A 15279-nucleotide genomic window follows, 5' to 3' on the forward strand; every position below is an offset into this window, starting at 1 on the left:
TCTACCTGTTCAGACGGTGGCAATAATGGGGTCATGCTTGAATCGCCCCCACAACAGCGGCAGGTCTTGCGGAATCTGGCGATACTCGCCGATCTCGGACCAGCCGCCTGGGCCATGAAAATCACTGCCGGCACTGACCAGCAGACCAAATTCGCGGGCAAGGATCGCCAGGCTGCCGACCTGATCGGCGGGTTGATGCCCGTTGACCACTTCGATCGCGTGGCCGCCCGCTCCAATATAGTCACTGATCAGCTTGCGGCGCTTGCTGCGGGTGAAATCGTAATGCCAGGGATGCGCCAGGCTGACCCAGGCCCCGGCAGCCCGCAGGGTCTGCACGGTGTCCTCCAGGGTCGGCCAATGTTGCTTCACATCGCCCAACTTGCCCGCGCCCAACCATTTACGGAAGGCTTCGGCGCGGTCCTTGACGAAACCCGCCTGCACCATCCAGTCGGCGAAGTGCGGACGGGCCGGTGCATTACCGCTGTCGCCCAACGCCTGCTGGATAGCCCGAGCGCCGTCGAGGGCGCCAGGCATGCCTTTGAGGCTGAGCTTGCGGCTTATTTCTTCGGACCGCAGCCAACGGCCATCGTGCAATCGGGCGATGGCCGCCACCAGGGCCGGGGCGTTTTGCTCGAAACCGTAGCCGAGCACATGAATGGTGGCGCCGCCCCAGGTACAGGACAATTCCACGCCGTTGACCAGCTGCATGCCCAAGGCCTGGGCCGCCGTGCGGGCCTCATCGAGGCCTTCGAGGGTGTCGTGGTCGGTCAACGCGAGGACTCGCACGCCTTTTTCAAACGCACGCGCAACCAGTACCGCGGGCGCCAAGGCGCCGTCGGAGGCCGTGCTGTGGCAGTGCAAATCAACATTCACGGGAGTGTGTAACCTCAAGTCAGCTGGCGCTATCGCAACCAAGGATGTTTGTTATTATGCCGCCACATCCAGCTTCTGGCTCTTACTGTGAAACAATTCATCGACTTCATCCCGCTGTTGCTGTTTTTCATCGTTACCAAACTCGACCCCAGGGTCATCGACATCGCCGGTCACGAGCTCTCGTTCGGCGGCATCTACAGCGCCACCGCCGTGCTGATCATCAGCTCCATCGTGGTGTACGGCGCCATCTTCATCTCCCAGCGCAAGCTGGAAAAAAGCCAATGGCTGACCCTCATCGCCTGCCTGGTGTTCGGCGGCCTGACCCTCGCCTTCCACAGCGAAACCTTCCTCAAATGGAAAGCCCCGGTGGTCAACTGGCTGTTCGCCCTGGTCTTCATCGGCAGCCACTTCATTGGTGATCGCCTGCTGATCAAGCGGATCATGGGCCACGCGCTGAGCCTGCCGGACCCGATCTGGGTGCGTCTGAACGTGGCCTGGATCGTGTTTTTCATCTTCTGCGGTGCCGCCAACCTGTTCGTGGCCTTTACCTTTCAGGAATACTGGGTCGACTTCAAGGTGTTCGGCAGCCTGGCCATGACCCTGCTGTTCCTGGTCGGCCAAGGTATCTACCTGTCGCGCCACCTGCATGACACTGCCGCCACCACGCCGAAAACCGAGGACTGACATGCTCTACGCCATCATTGCAACCGATGTTGCCAACTCGCTGGAAAAACGCCTGAGCGTGCGCCCGGCCCACGTCGAGCGCCTCAAGCAGCTGCAAACCGAAGGCCGCATCGTACTGGCCGGCCCGCACCCGGCCACCGACAGTAACGAGCCGGGCGAAGCGGGTTTCACTGGCAGCCTGATCGTTGCCGAGTTCGCCTCCCTGGCCGATGCCCAGGCGTGGGCCAAGGCTGATCCTTATGTGGCGGCGGGCGTCTACGCCGATGTCGTGATCAAGCCGTTCAAGCAAGTCCTGCCGTGACCCCGGTGGCGCCGAACCCAAACGGTTCGGCTCCGCCCCACCGGCTCATCATTCCCGGTAACCTGCCGACAACGTTCTGAATATCCGTGTGGAATCAGGAGTTCCGATGCGCTTACGTCAGTTGTGTCTGTTGGCAGTGTTTACGATCGGGGCGACGGCCCACGCTGAAGAGACCTCGAGCAGCGGCAGCTCCACGCCGCTGTCCTTGAGTGCCGGCAGCCAGATCACCGAATTGCAGCAACGCTTGAAAGAAAGCGAAGGGCTACGCGAAGCGCTGAGCAAGCAACTGCAAAGCACGCAGGCTACCCGCGAAAGCGCGCAACTGAGTCGTTTGCGCCAGGAGAACCAACGCCTGGCCCAGCAACTCAAAGAGACACAAGGCGGTGCCTTGACCCGATGGCTGACCGAGCAGCAGCAATGGTTTGTCACCGGCGCGGGCGTCGCCCTGATCGCCTTGCTGTGCGGCATCTTTGCCAGCGGTGGGCACCGTCGTCGTCGACAATGGCTAAATTGAGTGAGTCATGAGCGAGCTGTTACTGATAGATGATGACCAGGAGCTCTGTGAGCTGCTGACCAGTTGGCTGAGCCAGGAAGGTTTCCAGGTACGCGCCTGCCACGACGGCTCCAGTGCCCGCAAGGCCCTGGCCGAAACCGCCCCGGCGGCAGTGGTGCTCGACGTGATGCTGCCCGATGGCAGCGGCCTGGAGTTGCTCAAGCAATTGCGCAACGACCACCCTGAATTGCCGGTGCTGATGCTCTCGGCCCGGGGCGAACCCCTGGACCGCATCCTCGGCCTGGAGCTGGGCGCCGACGATTACCTGGCCAAGCCTTGCGATCCGCGCGAACTCACCGCTCGCTTGCGTGCCGTGCTGCGCCGCAGTCATCCGGCAGCCGTGTCGACCCAACTGGAACTGGGCGACTTGTGCTTCAGCCCGGTGCGCGGCGTGGTCAGCATCGACGCACAGGAATTTACCCTGACCGTCTCCGAAAGCCGCCTGCTCGAAGCCTTGCTGCGCCAGCCCGGCGAACCGCTGGATAAACAGGAGCTGGCGCAAATCGCCCTCGGCCGCAAGTTGACCCTGTACGATCGCAGCCTGGACATGCACGTCAGCAACCTGCGCAAGAAAATTGGCCCACACCCGGACGGCCGTCCGCGGATCGTGGCGCTGCGCAGCCGTGGTTACTATTACGCGCCTTGAGCGATCGTTCCCATGCTCCGCGTGGGAATGCCGCCTGGACGCTCCGCGTCCCGCCTTGCGCTTGGGTGACGCGCAGCGTCACGGGATGCATTCCCACGCAGAGCGTGGGAACGATCAGGGCCGCCGCCTCACCCTTACCAAACCTTTACCCTCCCCTGACCGCCGCTGACCTTGTCCTGCGTAACCTACTCACATCCGGACTCACCGGAATAGAGACAGGAGAATCCCCATGCGCAAGACCCTTATCGCTTTGATGTTCGCCGCCGCACTGCCTACCGTCGCCATGGCCGCCATGCCTGAAGGCCCAGGCCCGATGGGCGGCCCGGAAGGCCACATGATGGGTGGCCCAGGCCACGGTGAACATGGCCCGCGTGGTAAAGGTGGCCCGTTCAGCCAGTTGGATTTGAGCAAGGAACAACGCGAGCAGATTCGCAAGCTGATGGGTGACCAATGGCACGCTCGCAAAGACCTGACCCAAAAGTACCTGGCCAAACTGCCGGCCGCTGACCAGAAAGCCATGCAGGACGAGATCGCCGCCGGCAAGCAGAAAACCCAGGCCGACATCCGCGCCGTGCTCAAACCCGACCAGCAGAAGAGGTTCGACGAGATCGTCAAGCAGCAAGAGCAGCGTCGTGCCGAATGGAAAGAATTCCAGGCCTGGAAAGCGCAACAACCGCAAAAAGCGCAATAATGCCCTCGCGTTAATGCTCCCAGCCCAGTGGCCCCGCCACTGGGCTTTTCCTATTTGAGGGTTTCCCGTGCGTTCATTGTTCTGGCGCATCCTGGCGAGTTTCTGGCTGGCCATCGCCCTGGTTGCCGGATTGTCGATCCTGCTTGGGCATATGCTGAACCAGGACGCCTGGATTCTCAGCCGTCATCCCGGCCTCAACAACCTGGCGCAAGAGTGGACGCAACTCTACGAAGCCCAAGGCGAAGACGCTGCCCAGGAGTTGCTGCAGCAACGCAAGCGCCAGTATCACATTGACGTGCAAGTGCTGAACGAAGGCGGCGAGCCGGTGGTACGCGGCACGTTCCCACGCCGCGCCGCGGCCTTCGAAGCACGGCAGAATGACAGCCAGGACGGCCACCTGCCCTGGCGGCGCCTGACCGCCGAGTACACCAGCGAAAAAACCGGCGACACCTACCTGCTGATCTACCGCATTCCGCATCCGGAACTCGACGCCTGGCACCGCAGCAGCCTGCTGTGGCCGTTCAGCGCCCTGGCCATTGCCCTGGTGGTGCTGACCCTGTTCAGCCTGTTGGTGACATTGTCCATCACCCGTCCGCTGAGCCGCCTGCGCGGCGCGGTGCATGACCTGGGCCAAGCCACGTACCAGCAGAACAGCCTGGCGCAATTGGCCAACCGCCGCGATGAATTCGGCGTGCTGGCCACCGATTTCAACCGCATGGGCGCACGCCTGCAAAGCCTGATCGCCAGCCAGCGCCAACTGCTGCGCGACGTCTCCCACGAACTGCGTTCGCCCCTGGCCCGCTTGCGTATCGCCCTGGCCCTGGCCGAGCGCGCCAGCCCCGAAGAACGGGAAAAACTGTGGCCGCGCCTGACCCGCGAGTGTGACCGCCTGGAAGCCCTGATCAGCGAGATCCTGGTACTGGCCCGGGTGGATGCCGACAACGCCAGCGCCGAAGAGGTCGACCTCAACCTGTTGCTCCAGACGCTGCAAAAGGACGCCCAGCTCAGCGCGCCCGAGCAAGCCGTGCAACTGACCACTGAACCCGACCTGCGCCTCAAAGGCTGGCCGACCATGATCGAACGCGCCGTGGATAACCTGCTGCGCAATGCCCAGCGTTTCAACCCGGCCGGCCAACCCATCGAGCTGCAGGCACAGCAGCGCGGCGAGCGCATTTTGATCAGCGTGCGCGACCATGGCCCCGGCGTTGAAGCCGAGCACCTGAGCCAACTGGGCGAGCCGTTCTACCGCGCCCCGGGCCAGACAGCGCAAGGTCACGGCCTGGGCCTGGCGATCGCCCGTCGCGCCGCCGAACGCCATGGCGGCAACCTGATCCTGGCCAATCATGCCGACGGCGGCTTTGTCGCCAGTATCGAACTGCCGTTGGTGCCGGGGGTTGTCACACCGGCCTGACGATCTTCTATAGTGGCCCTTCTCTCACGGAGGGCCTTAGATGACTGACCTGCTGACATCCATCCAAGCGGCACTCGATCTACCGCACACCCCGCTGCCCCTGAACGAGCCCGGCGCCCTGCCCTCGGCCTTCGCCGTGACTGACCTGGCCGCCGCCAGCATCGGCGCCGCCGGCCAGGCCGTCGCCGAGCTTATCCGGCAACAGACCGCACGCTTGCCCAGCGTCAGCGTGGACCGTCGCCTCGCCTCATTCTGGTTTGCCTCATCGATTCGCCCGCTGGGTTGGCAGGTGCCCCCGCTGTGGGACCCGATAGCCGGTGACTACGCCAGCACCGACGGCTGGATTCGCTTGCACACCAATGCGCCCCATCACCGCGCAGCGGTCGAACGGGTGCTGGGCAAGGTTACTGAGCGTGCGCAAATGGCGCGTCACGTCGCCAAATGGAACGCCGCCGAACTGGAACAGGCGATTGTCGACGCGGGCGGTTGCGCGGCGCAGATGCGTTCGTGGCACGCCTGGCAAAGTCACCCTCAAGGCTTGGCAGTGAATGCCGAGCCACTGGTACAGCGTCAGGCCTGCGAAACCAGTCGTGACACACCTTGGCTCGGCACAGCGGCCCGCCCACTGGCCGGCATCAAGGTGCTGGACTTGACCCGCGTATTGGCCGGCCCCGTCGCCAGTCGTTTTCTCGCGGGTTTGGGTGCGGATGTATTGCGCATCGACTCGCCGACCTGGGACGAGCCCGGCGTGGTGCCGGAAATGACCCTGGGCAAGCGCTGCGCGCGGCTGGATCTGAAAAGCGCCGAAGGCCGACAGGTCTTCGAAGCGTTGCTCAAGGACGCCGATATAGTGTTCCACGGTTACCGCGCCGATGCGTTAGAGCAGTTGGGCTATTCGGTCGACGCACTGCAACGCATCGCGCCGGGCCTTATCGACGTCAGCCTCAACGCCTATGGCTGGAGTGGCCCGTGGCGTAACCGTCGCGGCTTCGACAGCCTGGTGCAGATGAGCAGCGGCATTGCCGATGCGGGCATGGCCTGGAAGCACGCGGATAAACCGCTGCCGTTGCCGGTGCAGGCGCTGGATCACGCCACCGGGTACCTGATGGCCGCCAGCGCAATCCGGGCCTTGACCGAGCGCCTGGCCTGCGGCCGGGGCGGGTCGGCGCGCTTGTCATTGGCACGCACGGCGAAACTGCTGGTGGAGGCAGGGCAAGTGCCGGAGCAACCGCCGCTGCGGGCCGAAGATACGCGTGATCAAGGCCTGGTGGTTGAGCAGACTGCCTGGGGCCAGGCGCATCGCTTGTTGGCGCCGCTGAGTATCAGCGGCGCGCCACTGCAGTGGGATTTGCCCGCTGGCGAACTGGGGGCGCACCGGCCTCAGTGGTGACTTGCCCCCGATTAGGCCCTCACAACGACAACACCCCGCTATACAGCCCATAGGCCGCCAAGCCGGCCCCTGCAACCACGCAGCCGAAAATGCCTTTTTCCACAACGGTGAACAACGGCTGGCCCTGTTCGCGCTTGGCCTGGGCGAACAGGATCACCCCGGGCGCATACAACAGCGCCGAGAGCAGCAGGTATTTCAGGCCGCCTGCATACAGCAGCCATACGGCGTAAACCAGGGCAATCAGGCCCACCAGCAAGTCCTTCATGCGCCGACGCGGGGCGCCTTCGTAGGTTTCGCCACGTCCGCTCAACAGCACCGCATAGGCCGCCGACCACAGGTAGGGCACCAGAATCATCGACGAGGCGAGGTAAATCAGGGTGGTGTAGGTGCTGGCGGAAAACAGCGTGATCACCAGGAACGCCTGGATCATCACGTTGGTCAGCCACAGGGCGTTGACCGGCACCTGGTTGGCGTTTTCTTTCTTCAGGAATGCCGGCATGGTCTTGTCCTGGGCGGTGGCGTAGAGGATTTCCGCACACAGCAACGCCCAGGACAACAGCGCGCCCAGCAGCGACACCGCCAGGCCGAGGCTGATCAATATCGCGCCCCAGCGCCCGACGATATGTTCCAGCACCCCGGCCAGGGACGGGTTTTGCAATTGCGCCAGTTCCGGCTGGCTCATGATCCCCAGGGACAGCACATTCACCAGCACCAGCAGCGCGAGTACGCCGAGAAAACCGATCACGGTGGCCCGGCCCACGTCCGCGCGCTTCTCGGCCCGCGCCGAGTAAACGCTGGCACCTTCGATGCCGATAAACACAAACACCGTGACCAGCATCATGTGGCGCACCTGGTCCGTCACACTGCCCATTTGCGGGTTGCCCAGGCCCCAGATATCGCGGCTGAAGATATCCGCCTTGAACGCCACGGCGGCAATCACGATAAACATCAGCAGCGGCACGATCTTCGCCACGGTGGTCACCAGGTTGATGAACGCCGCTTCCTTGATCCCGCGCATCACCAGAAAATGCACAGCCCACAGCAACAGCGACGCACAGCCGATGGCCAGCGGCGTGTTGCCCTCGCCAAACGCCGGAAAAAAGTAACCGAGGGTGCTGAACAGCAGCACGAAGTAACCCACATTGCCCATCCACGCACTGATCCAGTAACCCCAGGCCGAGGAGAACCCCATGTAGTCGCCAAACCCGGCCTTGGCGTAGGCATACACGCCAGAGTCCAGTTCCGGCTTGCGGTTGGCCAGGGTCTGGAACACGAAGGCCAGGGTCAGCATGCCCACCGCCGTGATTCCCCAGCCGATCAGCACCGCGCCCGCACCAGCGCGTGCGGCCATGTTCTGGGGCAGGGAAAAAATCCCACCGCCAATCATCGAACCCACCACCAAGGCGATCAGGGCACTGAGCCGAAGTTTCTGTGCGGGGTGGGACATGACGATTCCTCGAATTAAATTTTTCAGCGGACAGCTGCGCATTCAACTAATTCAGTTTAATGAACATAGCCTTCATAACATAAGGGCATGTAATAACAGGAAGTTTAGGCGTATTTAGAATTTAAATAAGTGCAGCATAAACCACTCGTCAAACCTTACTCAAAAAGTTTGCACATTGGTAAATACCAACTAGCGTCATACATCCATGCACCACCAAATGATTAATCAGGAGGGAGGAAGCGCTCTGCAAAGCGCCTCTTCGGGCTTCTCATCGCCCGCGAACCTTCACCCCCAAGTCATTAATTCATAATGAAATGTGCCGATGATGTGATCTAAGTCAGCTGTTTGATTAGCCCACGGAATTATTCTGTGATCTCTCTCTCCTGCATTGGAGTCACACAATGTCTGATTCACCCGGAAAACTTAGGCTTGGCGCGTTGGTGGCGCTGGTCGTGGGCTCGATGATTGGCGGCGGGATCTTCTCACTGCCGCAAAACATGGCCGCCAGTGCCGATGTGGGCGCGGTGTTGATTGGCTGGGTGATTACCGCCGTCGGCATGCTGACCCTCGCGTTCGTGTTCCAGACCCTCGCCAACCGCAAGCCGGACCTCGACGGCGGTGTCTACGCCTACGCCAAGGCCGGTTTCGGCGACTACATGGGTTTCTCGTCGGCCTGGGGTTACTGGATCAGTGCCTGGCTGGGCAACGTCGGTTATTTCGTGCTGCTGTTCAGCACCCTGGGCTATTTTTTCCCGATCTTTGGCGAAGGCAACACCCCGGCCGCTGTGATTGGCGCCTCGGTGTTGCTGTGGGCCGTGCATTTTCTGGTGCTACGCGGAATCAAGGAGGCGGCGTTCATCAACTTGGTGACCACCGTCGCCAAAGTAGTGCCACTGGTGCTGTTCGTATTGATCGCGCTGTTCGCGTTCAAGCTGGACATCTTCACCGCTGACATCTGGGGCGTGAAAAATCCGGACCTGGGCAGCGTGATGAACCAGGTGCGCAACATGATGCTGGTCACCGTGTGGGTGTTCATCGGTATCGAAGGCGCGAGCATCTTTTCGTCCCGGGCGGAGAAACGCTCCGATGTGGGCAAGGCCACGGTGATTGGCTTTATTACCGTGCTGCTGTTTTTGATGCTGGTGAACGTGCTGTCCCTGGGGATCATGACCCAGCCGGAACTGGCCAAGCTGCAGAACCCGTCGATGGCCGCCGTGCTGGAGCATGTGGTGGGTCACTGGGGCGCGGTGCTGATCAGTGTCGGCTTGATCATTTCGCTGCTGGGGGCACTGCTGTCGTGGGTGTTGCTGTGCGCGGAGATCATGTTCGCCGCCGCCAAGGACCACACCATGCCGGCCTTCCTGCGCAAGGAAAACGCCAACCACGTGCCGGTCAACGCCCTGTGGCTGACCAACGCAATGGTGCAAGTGTTCCTGGTGATCACGCTGTTTTCCGCCAGCACCTACCTGTCGCTGATCTACCTCGCTACCTCGATGATTCTGGTGCCGTACCTATGGTCGGCGGCGTATGCGCTGTTGCTGGCGGTGCGCGGCGAGACTTACGAAAACGCCCTCAAAGAACGCAAGAAAGACCTGTTCATCGGCGCCGTCGCCCTGATCTACGCGATCTGGCTGCTCTACGCCGGCGGCACTAAATACCTGCTGCTGTCCGCCCTGCTCTACGCCCCCGGCGCGATCCTGTTCGCCAAGGCCAAGCGTGAACTGGGCAAACCGATATTCACCAACGTCGAGAAGCTGATTTTCGCCGCAGTGATCGTTGGCGCCCTGGTGGCTGCCTATGGCCTCTACGACGGCTTCCTGACGCTGTAATTGCATGTCCACTGGAGGATCTGAAATGACCACGGAAAAAGTGAAGTACGGCGTTCATTCCGAAGCCGGCAAACTGCGCAAAGTCATGGTGTGCTCCCCAGGCTTGGCCCACCAGCGGCTGACCCCCAACAACTGCGACGAGCTGCTGTTCGATGATGTGCTGTGGGTCGCCCAGGCCAAGCGCGACCATTTCGACTTCGTGACCAAGATGCGCGAGCGGGACATTGATGTGCTGGAAATGCACAACCTGCTGACCGACATCGTCGCTATCCCCGAAGCGCTGGACTGGATTCTGCAGCGCAAGATCACCGCCAATACCGTCGGCCTGGGCCTGGTTGACGAAGTCGGTTCCTGGCTGCGCAGCCTGGAGCCGCGCAAGATCACCGAGTTCCTGATCGGCGGCGTGTCGGCCGATGACTTGCCGAGCAGCTTCGGCGGCCGGACCATCGAGATGTTCCGCGACTTCCTCGGCCACGCCAGTTTCATCCTGCCGCCGCTGCCCAATACCCAGTTCACCCGCGACACTACCTGCTGGATCTACGGCGGCGTGACGCTCAACCCGATGTACTGGCCGGCGCGACGCCAGGAAACCCTGCTGACCAGCGCCATCTATAAATTCCACCCTGAGTTCACCAACGCCGACTTCCAGATCTGGTACGGCGACCCCGACCAGGAGCACGGCGCCGCCACGCTGGAAGGCGGCGACGTGATGCCGATCGGCAACGGCGTGGTTTTGATTGGCATGGGCGAGCGCTCGTCGCACCAGGCCATCGGCCAACTGGCGCGCAACCTGTTCAAGAACAACGCCGTGGAACGCGTGATCGTGGCCGGCCTGCCCAAGTCCCGCGCGGCAATGCACCTGGACACGGTGTTCAGTTTCTGCGACCGCGATCTGGTCACCATCTTCCCCGAAGTGGTCAACCAGATCGTGCCCTTCACCCTGCGCCCGGACGACAGCAAACCCCACGGTATCGATATCCAACGGGAGACTACCAATTTCCTCGACACCGTTGCCGCAGCGCTCAACCTCAAGGCGCTGCGCGTGGTCGAGACCGGCGGCAACAGCTTCGCCGCCGAACGCGAACAATGGGATGACGGCAACAACGTGGTGGCCGTGGAGCCGGGCGTGGTGATCGGCTACGACCGCAACACCTACACCAATACCTTGCTGCGCAAGGCCGGGGTGGAAGTCATCACCATCAGCGCCGGTGAACTCGGTCGGGGCCGTGGCGGCGGCCACTGCATGACCTGCCCGATCATCCGCGACCCTATCGACTATTAAGGAGACTCCATCATGGCTTTCAATATGCGCAACCGCAGCCTGCTGTCGCTGATGCACCACACCACCCGCGAGCTGCATTACCTGCTGGACCTGTCCCGCGACCTCAAGCGCGCCAAATACACCGGCACCGAGCGTCCGCACCTCAAAGGCAAGAACATCGCGCTGATCTTCGAAAAGACCTCGACCCGCACCCGCTGCGCGTTCGAAGTGGCGGCCCACGACCAGGGCGCGCACGTCACCTACATCGACCCGGTGTCGTCGCAGATCGGCCACAAGGAAAGCATGAAGGACACCGCCCGCGTGCTTGGGCGCATGTTCGACGCCATCGAGTACCGGGGCTTTGAACAGGAAATCGTCGAAGAGCTGGCCAAGTTCGCCGGCGTGCCGGTGTTCAACGGCCTCACCGCCGAATTCCACCCGACGCAAATGATCGCCGACACCCTGACCATGCGCGAACACAGCGACAAGCCGCTGCATGACATCAGCTACGCCTACCTGGGCGATGCGCGCTACAACATGGGCAACTCGCTGCTGATGATCGGCGCCAAGCTCGGCATGGACGTACGCATCGGCGCGCCGAAAGCCCTGTGGCCCCATGACGATTTCATCAAGCAGTGCCAGGCGTTCGCGCAAGAAAGCGGCGCACGCATCACCATCACCGAAGACCCAGCCGAGGCGGTCAAGGGTGTGGATTTCATTCACACCGATATCTGGGTGTCGATGGGCGAGCCAGTGGAAGCGTGGGACGAGCGTATCGAGCAACTGCTGCCGTACCAGGTCAACAGCAAGATGATGAAAGCCTCGGGCAACCCGCGCGTGAAGTTCATGCACTGCCTGCCGGCGTTTCATAACAGCGAAACCAAGGTCGGCAAAGACATCGCCGCGCGCTATCCGCACCTGGCCGGTGGCGTGGAAGTCACCGAGGAAGTCTTTGAGTCGCCGGCCAACATTGCCTTCGAGCAGGCGGAGAACCGCATGCATACCATCAAGGCGATCCTGGTGTCGGCGTTGGCGGATATCTAACTGATCGTTCCCACGCTCTGCGTGGGAATGCCTCACTGGACGCTCTGCGTCCGCTTTTGTGGCGCAGAGCGCCACTGGCTGCATTCCCACGCAGAGCGTGGGAACGATCATTTCAGAAGGACATTCTTTATGCGCATCGTCGTAGCCTTGGGCGGCAACGCCCTCCTGCGCCGTGGTGAACCCATGACCGCAGACAACCAACGCGCCAATATCCGTATCGCCACCGAACAGATTGCCAAGATCCATCCCGGCAACGAGCTGGTGATCGCCCACGGCAACGGCCCGCAGGTCGGCCTGCTGTCGTTGCAGGCCGCGGCCTACACCAGCGTTTCGCCGTACCCGCTGGACGTACTCGGGGCCGAGACCGAAGGCATGATCGGCTACATCATCGAACAGGAACTGGGCAACCTGCTGGATTTCGAAGTGCCCTTCGCCACCCTGCTCACACAAGTGGAAGTCGACGCCAACGACCCCGCGTTCCAGAACCCGACCAAGCCAATCGGCCCGGTGTACGCCAAGGCCGAAGCGGAAAAACTTGCTGCCGAAAAAGGCTGGGCCATCGCCCCCGACGGCGACAAATACCGCCGCGTGGTTGCCAGCCCGCGCCCGAAACGCATCTTCGAAATCCGCCCGATCAAATGGCTGTTGGAGAAGAAAGCCATTGTGATCTGCGCTGGCGGCGGCGGTATCCCCACGATGTATGGCGAAGACGGCAAGCTCAAAGGCATTGAAGCGGTGATCGATAAAGACCTCTGCTCATCGCTGCTGGCCGCGCAACTGGACGCCGATTTGCTGGTGATCGCCACCGACGTCAACGCGGCGTTCATTGACTTCGGCAAGCCCACCCAGAAGGCCATCGGCCAGGCTCACCCCGACGCCATGGAACAACTCGGCTTCGCCGCCGGTTCCATGGGCCCCAAGGTGCAAGCGGCCTGCGAGTTCGCCCGCCAGACTGGCAAAACCGCGGTGATCGGTTCACTCTCGGACATCGAAGCCATCGTCCAGGGCAGCGCCGGCACACGCATCAGCACGGCAACCGCTGGCATCAGCTATCTGTGAAGTAGAGGAGATTTGCCTATGGCTACCTTTGAACCGGGACACTTGCACGTCGAGCGTCACGCGCTGAACAAAGACGACTACAGCTACAACCTGTGCATCGACTATGAGGTCAGCCAGGACCCCAAGGAAGGCAAGGGCATGTTGTTCAAACTGCACGGTTCGGTGCAGGGCAAGGACCTCAAGGAGGAGTTTTTCCTGCCCAAGGACCAGGCCTTCGACTTTGCGCGGCACGCGATGAATATCGCGCAGAAATACGGCATGCCGAAAGTGGCCGTGTTGAATGGCTCGATGCACAAGCAGTACGACTTGATGTTCGAAGATGTGCGGCACCAGCTGGATGTGAAATCGGGCGACCCGATCAAGCCTGAACACCTGGCATAACGCGCCTGCATTGACACAACACTGTTCAAATGTGGGAGGGGCGGTGCGACGATTCGACTTGCTCCAGATGGCGGTGGATCAGCTGATAAATCTTTGGCTGACACACCGCTATCGGGAGCAAGCCCCCTCCCACATTTTGATCTCCTCCAGCTCCAAGGCATACTGGCTCCCCTCCGCACTCCAGAATCAAGATCCGCCCCATGCGTATCCACGTCAGCTTCATCGATCGCGTCGGCATCACCCAGGAAGTCCTGGCCTTGCTCGGTGGGCGCAATCTCAACCTGGATGCGGTGGAAATGGTGCCGCCCAACGTCTATATCGACGCGCCGACCTTGAGCGCCGAGGTGCTCGAGGAACTGCGCGATGCGTTGTTCAGCGTGCAGGGCGTGCAGGCGGTGACCGTGGTCGACATCCTCCCCGGCCAACGCCGCCACCTGCAACTCGACGCGCTGTTGGCGGCCATGACCGACCCGGTACTGGCCCTGGACAGCGCGGGCAAGATCCTGCTGGCCAACCCGGCGCTGATCGCGCTTTACGGGCGCGAACCGGCCGGGGAAAGCATCGCCGAGCTGTTCAACGATCCAGGGCTACTCAACACCTTGCTGGAGCACGGCTTCCGCCTGCCGCTACGCGAGATCAGCGTGAACGGCCAGACCCTGCTGCTGGACGCCACACCGATCACCGATGCCGGCGCCCTGCTCACCCTCTACCCGCCCAACCGCATCGGCGAGCAATTGTCGGCGCTGCACCACGACCATGCCGAAGGGTTCGACGCGCTGTTGGGCGAATCCCCGGCGATCCGCACCTTGAAGGCGCGTGCGCAGCGCGTGGCCGCGCTGGATGCGCCGCTGTTGATCCAGGGTGAAACGGGCACCGGCAAAGAGTTGGTGGCACGCGCCTGTCATGCGATCAGCGCGCGTCACAGTGCACCCTTTCTGGCCTTGAACTGCGCCGCACTGCCGGAAAATCTCGCCGAAAGTGAATTGTTCGGCTACGCCCCCGGTGCCTTTACCGGCGCACAACGGGGTGGCAAGCCGGGGCTGATGGAGCTGGCCAACCAAGGCACGGTATTTCTCGACGAGATCGGCGAAATGTCGCCGTATCTGCAAGCCAAACTGCTGCGTTTTCTCAACGACGGCAGCTTCCGTCGGGTAGGCGGCGACCGCGAAGTGAAGGTCAATGTGCGCATCCTCAGCGCCACCCACCGCAACCTGGAAAAAATGGTCAGCGAAGGCACCTTTCGGGAAGACCTGTTCTACCGTCTCAACGTGCTCAACGTCGAAGTGCCGCCCCTGCGCGAACGTGGCCAGGACATCCTGTTGCTGGCCCGCTACTTCATGCAGCAGGCCTGCGCGCAGATCCAGCGCCCGGTGTGTCGCCTGGCGCCAGGCACCTATCCGGCGCTGCTGGGCAACCGTTGGCCGGGCAATGTGCGCCAGCTGCAGAACGTGATCTTCCGCGCCGCCGCCATCTGCGAAAGCAGCCTGGTGGACATCGGCGACCTGGACATCGCCGGCACCTCGGTGGCCCGCCAGAGCGACGGTGAAATCGACAGCCTCGAACAGGCCGTCGAGGATTTCGAACGCAGCCTGCTGGAGAAACTCTACGTCAGCTATCCCTCCACGCGGCAGTTGGCCAGCCGCTTGCAGACCTCCCATACCGCCATCGCCCATCGCTTGCGCAAGTACGGCATTCCCGGCAAACCCTGA

15 protein-coding genes are annotated in these 15279 nt (G+C 62.1%); 13 read left to right on the forward strand and 2 right to left on the reverse strand.

The features are described 5' to 3' along the window. Window positions 1–9: 9 nt before the first annotated feature. Window positions 10–873: a PHP domain-containing protein gene (locus C4J91_RS21455; RefSeq protein WP_124364148.1), complete on the reverse strand. Its 864-nt coding sequence runs from the start codon at window positions 871–873 to the stop codon at window positions 10–12. Window positions 874–960: 87 nt separating this feature from the next. On the opposite strand from C4J91_RS21455, the gene C4J91_RS21460 reads away from it, so the two are divergent. The 7 genes from C4J91_RS21460 (at window position 961) to C4J91_RS21490 (ending at window position 6549) form a co-directional block, all read left to right on the forward strand. Further along, a complete protein-coding gene (locus C4J91_RS21460) occupies window positions 961–1557 on the forward strand; it encodes a septation protein A (RefSeq protein ID WP_124364149.1) in 597 nt (198 codons plus the stop codon). Between the two features lies 1 nt (window position 1558). Continuing rightward, entirely contained in the window at window positions 1559–1858 is a 300-nt protein-coding gene (locus C4J91_RS21465; RefSeq protein ID WP_124364150.1) for a YciI family protein, read from the forward strand. Window positions 1859–1964: 106 nt separating this feature from the next. Further along, window positions 1965–2372 carry a translation initiation factor 2 gene (locus tag C4J91_RS21470; protein WP_124364151.1) on the forward strand — a complete coding sequence of 136 codons (408 nt, stop codon included), beginning with the start codon at window positions 1965–1967 and terminating at the stop codon, window positions 2370–2372. Window positions 2373–2379: 7 nt separating this feature from the next. Continuing rightward, window positions 2380–3057 carry a response regulator transcription factor gene (locus C4J91_RS21475; RefSeq protein ID WP_124364152.1) on the forward strand — a complete coding sequence of 226 codons (678 nt, stop codon included), beginning with the start codon at window positions 2380–2382 and terminating at the stop codon, window positions 3055–3057. A gap of 229 nt (window positions 3058–3286) precedes the next feature. Next, complete coding sequence (locus tag C4J91_RS21480) at window positions 3287–3748, forward strand: LTXXQ domain protein (protein ID WP_124364153.1); 462 nt, start codon at window positions 3287–3289, stop codon at window positions 3746–3748. Window positions 3749–3815: 67 nt separating this feature from the next. Beyond that, the gene (locus C4J91_RS21485) at window positions 3816–5159 is read left to right on the forward strand and encodes a HAMP domain-containing sensor histidine kinase (RefSeq protein WP_124364154.1); all 1344 of its coding nucleotides are present in this window, start codon (window positions 3816–3818) and stop codon (window positions 5157–5159) included. A gap of 40 nt (window positions 5160–5199) precedes the next feature. Continuing rightward, complete coding sequence (locus C4J91_RS21490; RefSeq protein WP_124364155.1) at window positions 5200–6549, forward strand: CoA transferase; 1350 nt, start codon at window positions 5200–5202, stop codon at window positions 6547–6549. A 19-nt stretch (window positions 6550–6568) separates the two neighbouring features. On the opposite strand, the gene arcD (C4J91_RS21495) is transcribed toward C4J91_RS21490, so the two are convergent. Continuing rightward, a complete protein-coding gene (arcD, locus tag C4J91_RS21495; protein WP_124364156.1) occupies window positions 6569–7996 on the reverse strand; it encodes an arginine-ornithine antiporter in 1428 nt (475 codons plus the stop codon). Between the two features lie 401 nt (window positions 7997–8397). Here arcD (C4J91_RS21495) and arcD (C4J91_RS21500) point away from each other — a divergent pair, with 401 nt between their 5' ends. The 6 genes from arcD (C4J91_RS21500) (at window position 8398) to C4J91_RS21525 (ending at window position 15279) form a co-directional block, all read left to right on the forward strand. After that, window positions 8398–9825 (forward strand): arginine-ornithine antiporter, encoded by a 1428-nt coding sequence (gene arcD / locus C4J91_RS21500; RefSeq protein ID WP_124364157.1) that lies wholly within the window; start codon window positions 8398–8400, stop codon window positions 9823–9825. A 25-nt stretch (window positions 9826–9850) separates the two neighbouring features. After that, the gene (arcA, locus tag C4J91_RS21505) at window positions 9851–11107 is read left to right on the forward strand and encodes an arginine deiminase (RefSeq protein WP_124364158.1); all 1257 of its coding nucleotides are present in this window, start codon (window positions 9851–9853) and stop codon (window positions 11105–11107) included. A 12-nt stretch (window positions 11108–11119) separates the two neighbouring features. After that, window positions 11120–12130 carry an ornithine carbamoyltransferase gene (locus C4J91_RS21510; RefSeq protein WP_124364159.1) on the forward strand — a complete coding sequence of 337 codons (1011 nt, stop codon included), beginning with the start codon at window positions 11120–11122 and terminating at the stop codon, window positions 12128–12130. Between the two features lie 129 nt (window positions 12131–12259). Continuing rightward, window positions 12260–13189: a carbamate kinase gene (gene arcC, locus C4J91_RS21515; RefSeq protein ID WP_124364160.1), complete on the forward strand. Its 930-nt coding sequence runs from the start codon at window positions 12260–12262 to the stop codon at window positions 13187–13189. A gap of 18 nt (window positions 13190–13207) precedes the next feature. Then, window positions 13208–13570, forward strand: a complete 363-nt coding sequence (locus C4J91_RS21520; RefSeq protein WP_124364161.1) for a DUF5064 family protein — start codon at window positions 13208–13210, stop codon at window positions 13568–13570. A 200-nt stretch (window positions 13571–13770) separates the two neighbouring features. Then, entirely contained in the window at window positions 13771–15279 is a 1509-nt protein-coding gene (locus tag C4J91_RS21525) for a sigma-54-dependent transcriptional regulator (RefSeq protein WP_124364162.1), read from the forward strand.

The sequence above is a fragment of the Pseudomonas sp. R3-52-08 genome (genome assembly GCF_003851745.1).
Taxonomy (GTDB): Bacteria; Pseudomonadota; Gammaproteobacteria; order Pseudomonadales; family Pseudomonadaceae; genus Aquipseudomonas.

Excerpts from the sequence above, each read along its gene's own strand:
- C4J91_RS21465 (WP_124364150.1), top strand. The coding sequence starts at position 1,559 with ATGCTCTACGCCATCATTGCAACCGATGTTGCCAACTCGCTGGAAAAA.
- C4J91_RS21470 (WP_124364151.1), top strand. The coding sequence starts at position 1,965 with ATGCGCTTACGTCAGTTGTGTCTGTTGGCAGTGTTTACGATCGGGGCG.
- C4J91_RS21475 (WP_124364152.1), top strand. The coding sequence starts at position 2,380 with ATGAGCGAGCTGTTACTGATAGATGATGACCAGGAGCTCTGTGAGCTG.
- C4J91_RS21480 (WP_124364153.1), top strand. The coding sequence starts at position 3,287 with ATGCGCAAGACCCTTATCGCTTTGATGTTCGCCGCCGCACTGCCTACC.
- C4J91_RS21490 (WP_124364155.1), top strand. The coding sequence starts at position 5,200 with ATGACTGACCTGCTGACATCCATCCAAGCGGCACTCGATCTACCGCAC.
- arcD (WP_124364156.1), bottom strand. The coding sequence starts at position 7,996 with ATGTCCCACCCCGCACAGAAACTTCGGCTCAGTGCCCTGATCGCCTTG.
- arcD (WP_124364157.1), top strand. The coding sequence starts at position 8,398 with ATGTCTGATTCACCCGGAAAACTTAGGCTTGGCGCGTTGGTGGCGCTG.
- arcA (WP_124364158.1), top strand. The coding sequence starts at position 9,851 with ATGACCACGGAAAAAGTGAAGTACGGCGTTCATTCCGAAGCCGGCAAA.
- C4J91_RS21510 (WP_124364159.1), top strand. The coding sequence starts at position 11,120 with ATGGCTTTCAATATGCGCAACCGCAGCCTGCTGTCGCTGATGCACCAC.
- arcC (WP_124364160.1), top strand. The coding sequence starts at position 12,260 with ATGCGCATCGTCGTAGCCTTGGGCGGCAACGCCCTCCTGCGCCGTGGT.
- C4J91_RS21520 (WP_124364161.1), top strand. The coding sequence starts at position 13,208 with ATGGCTACCTTTGAACCGGGACACTTGCACGTCGAGCGTCACGCGCTG.
- C4J91_RS21525 (WP_124364162.1), top strand. The coding sequence starts at position 13,771 with ATGCGTATCCACGTCAGCTTCATCGATCGCGTCGGCATCACCCAGGAA.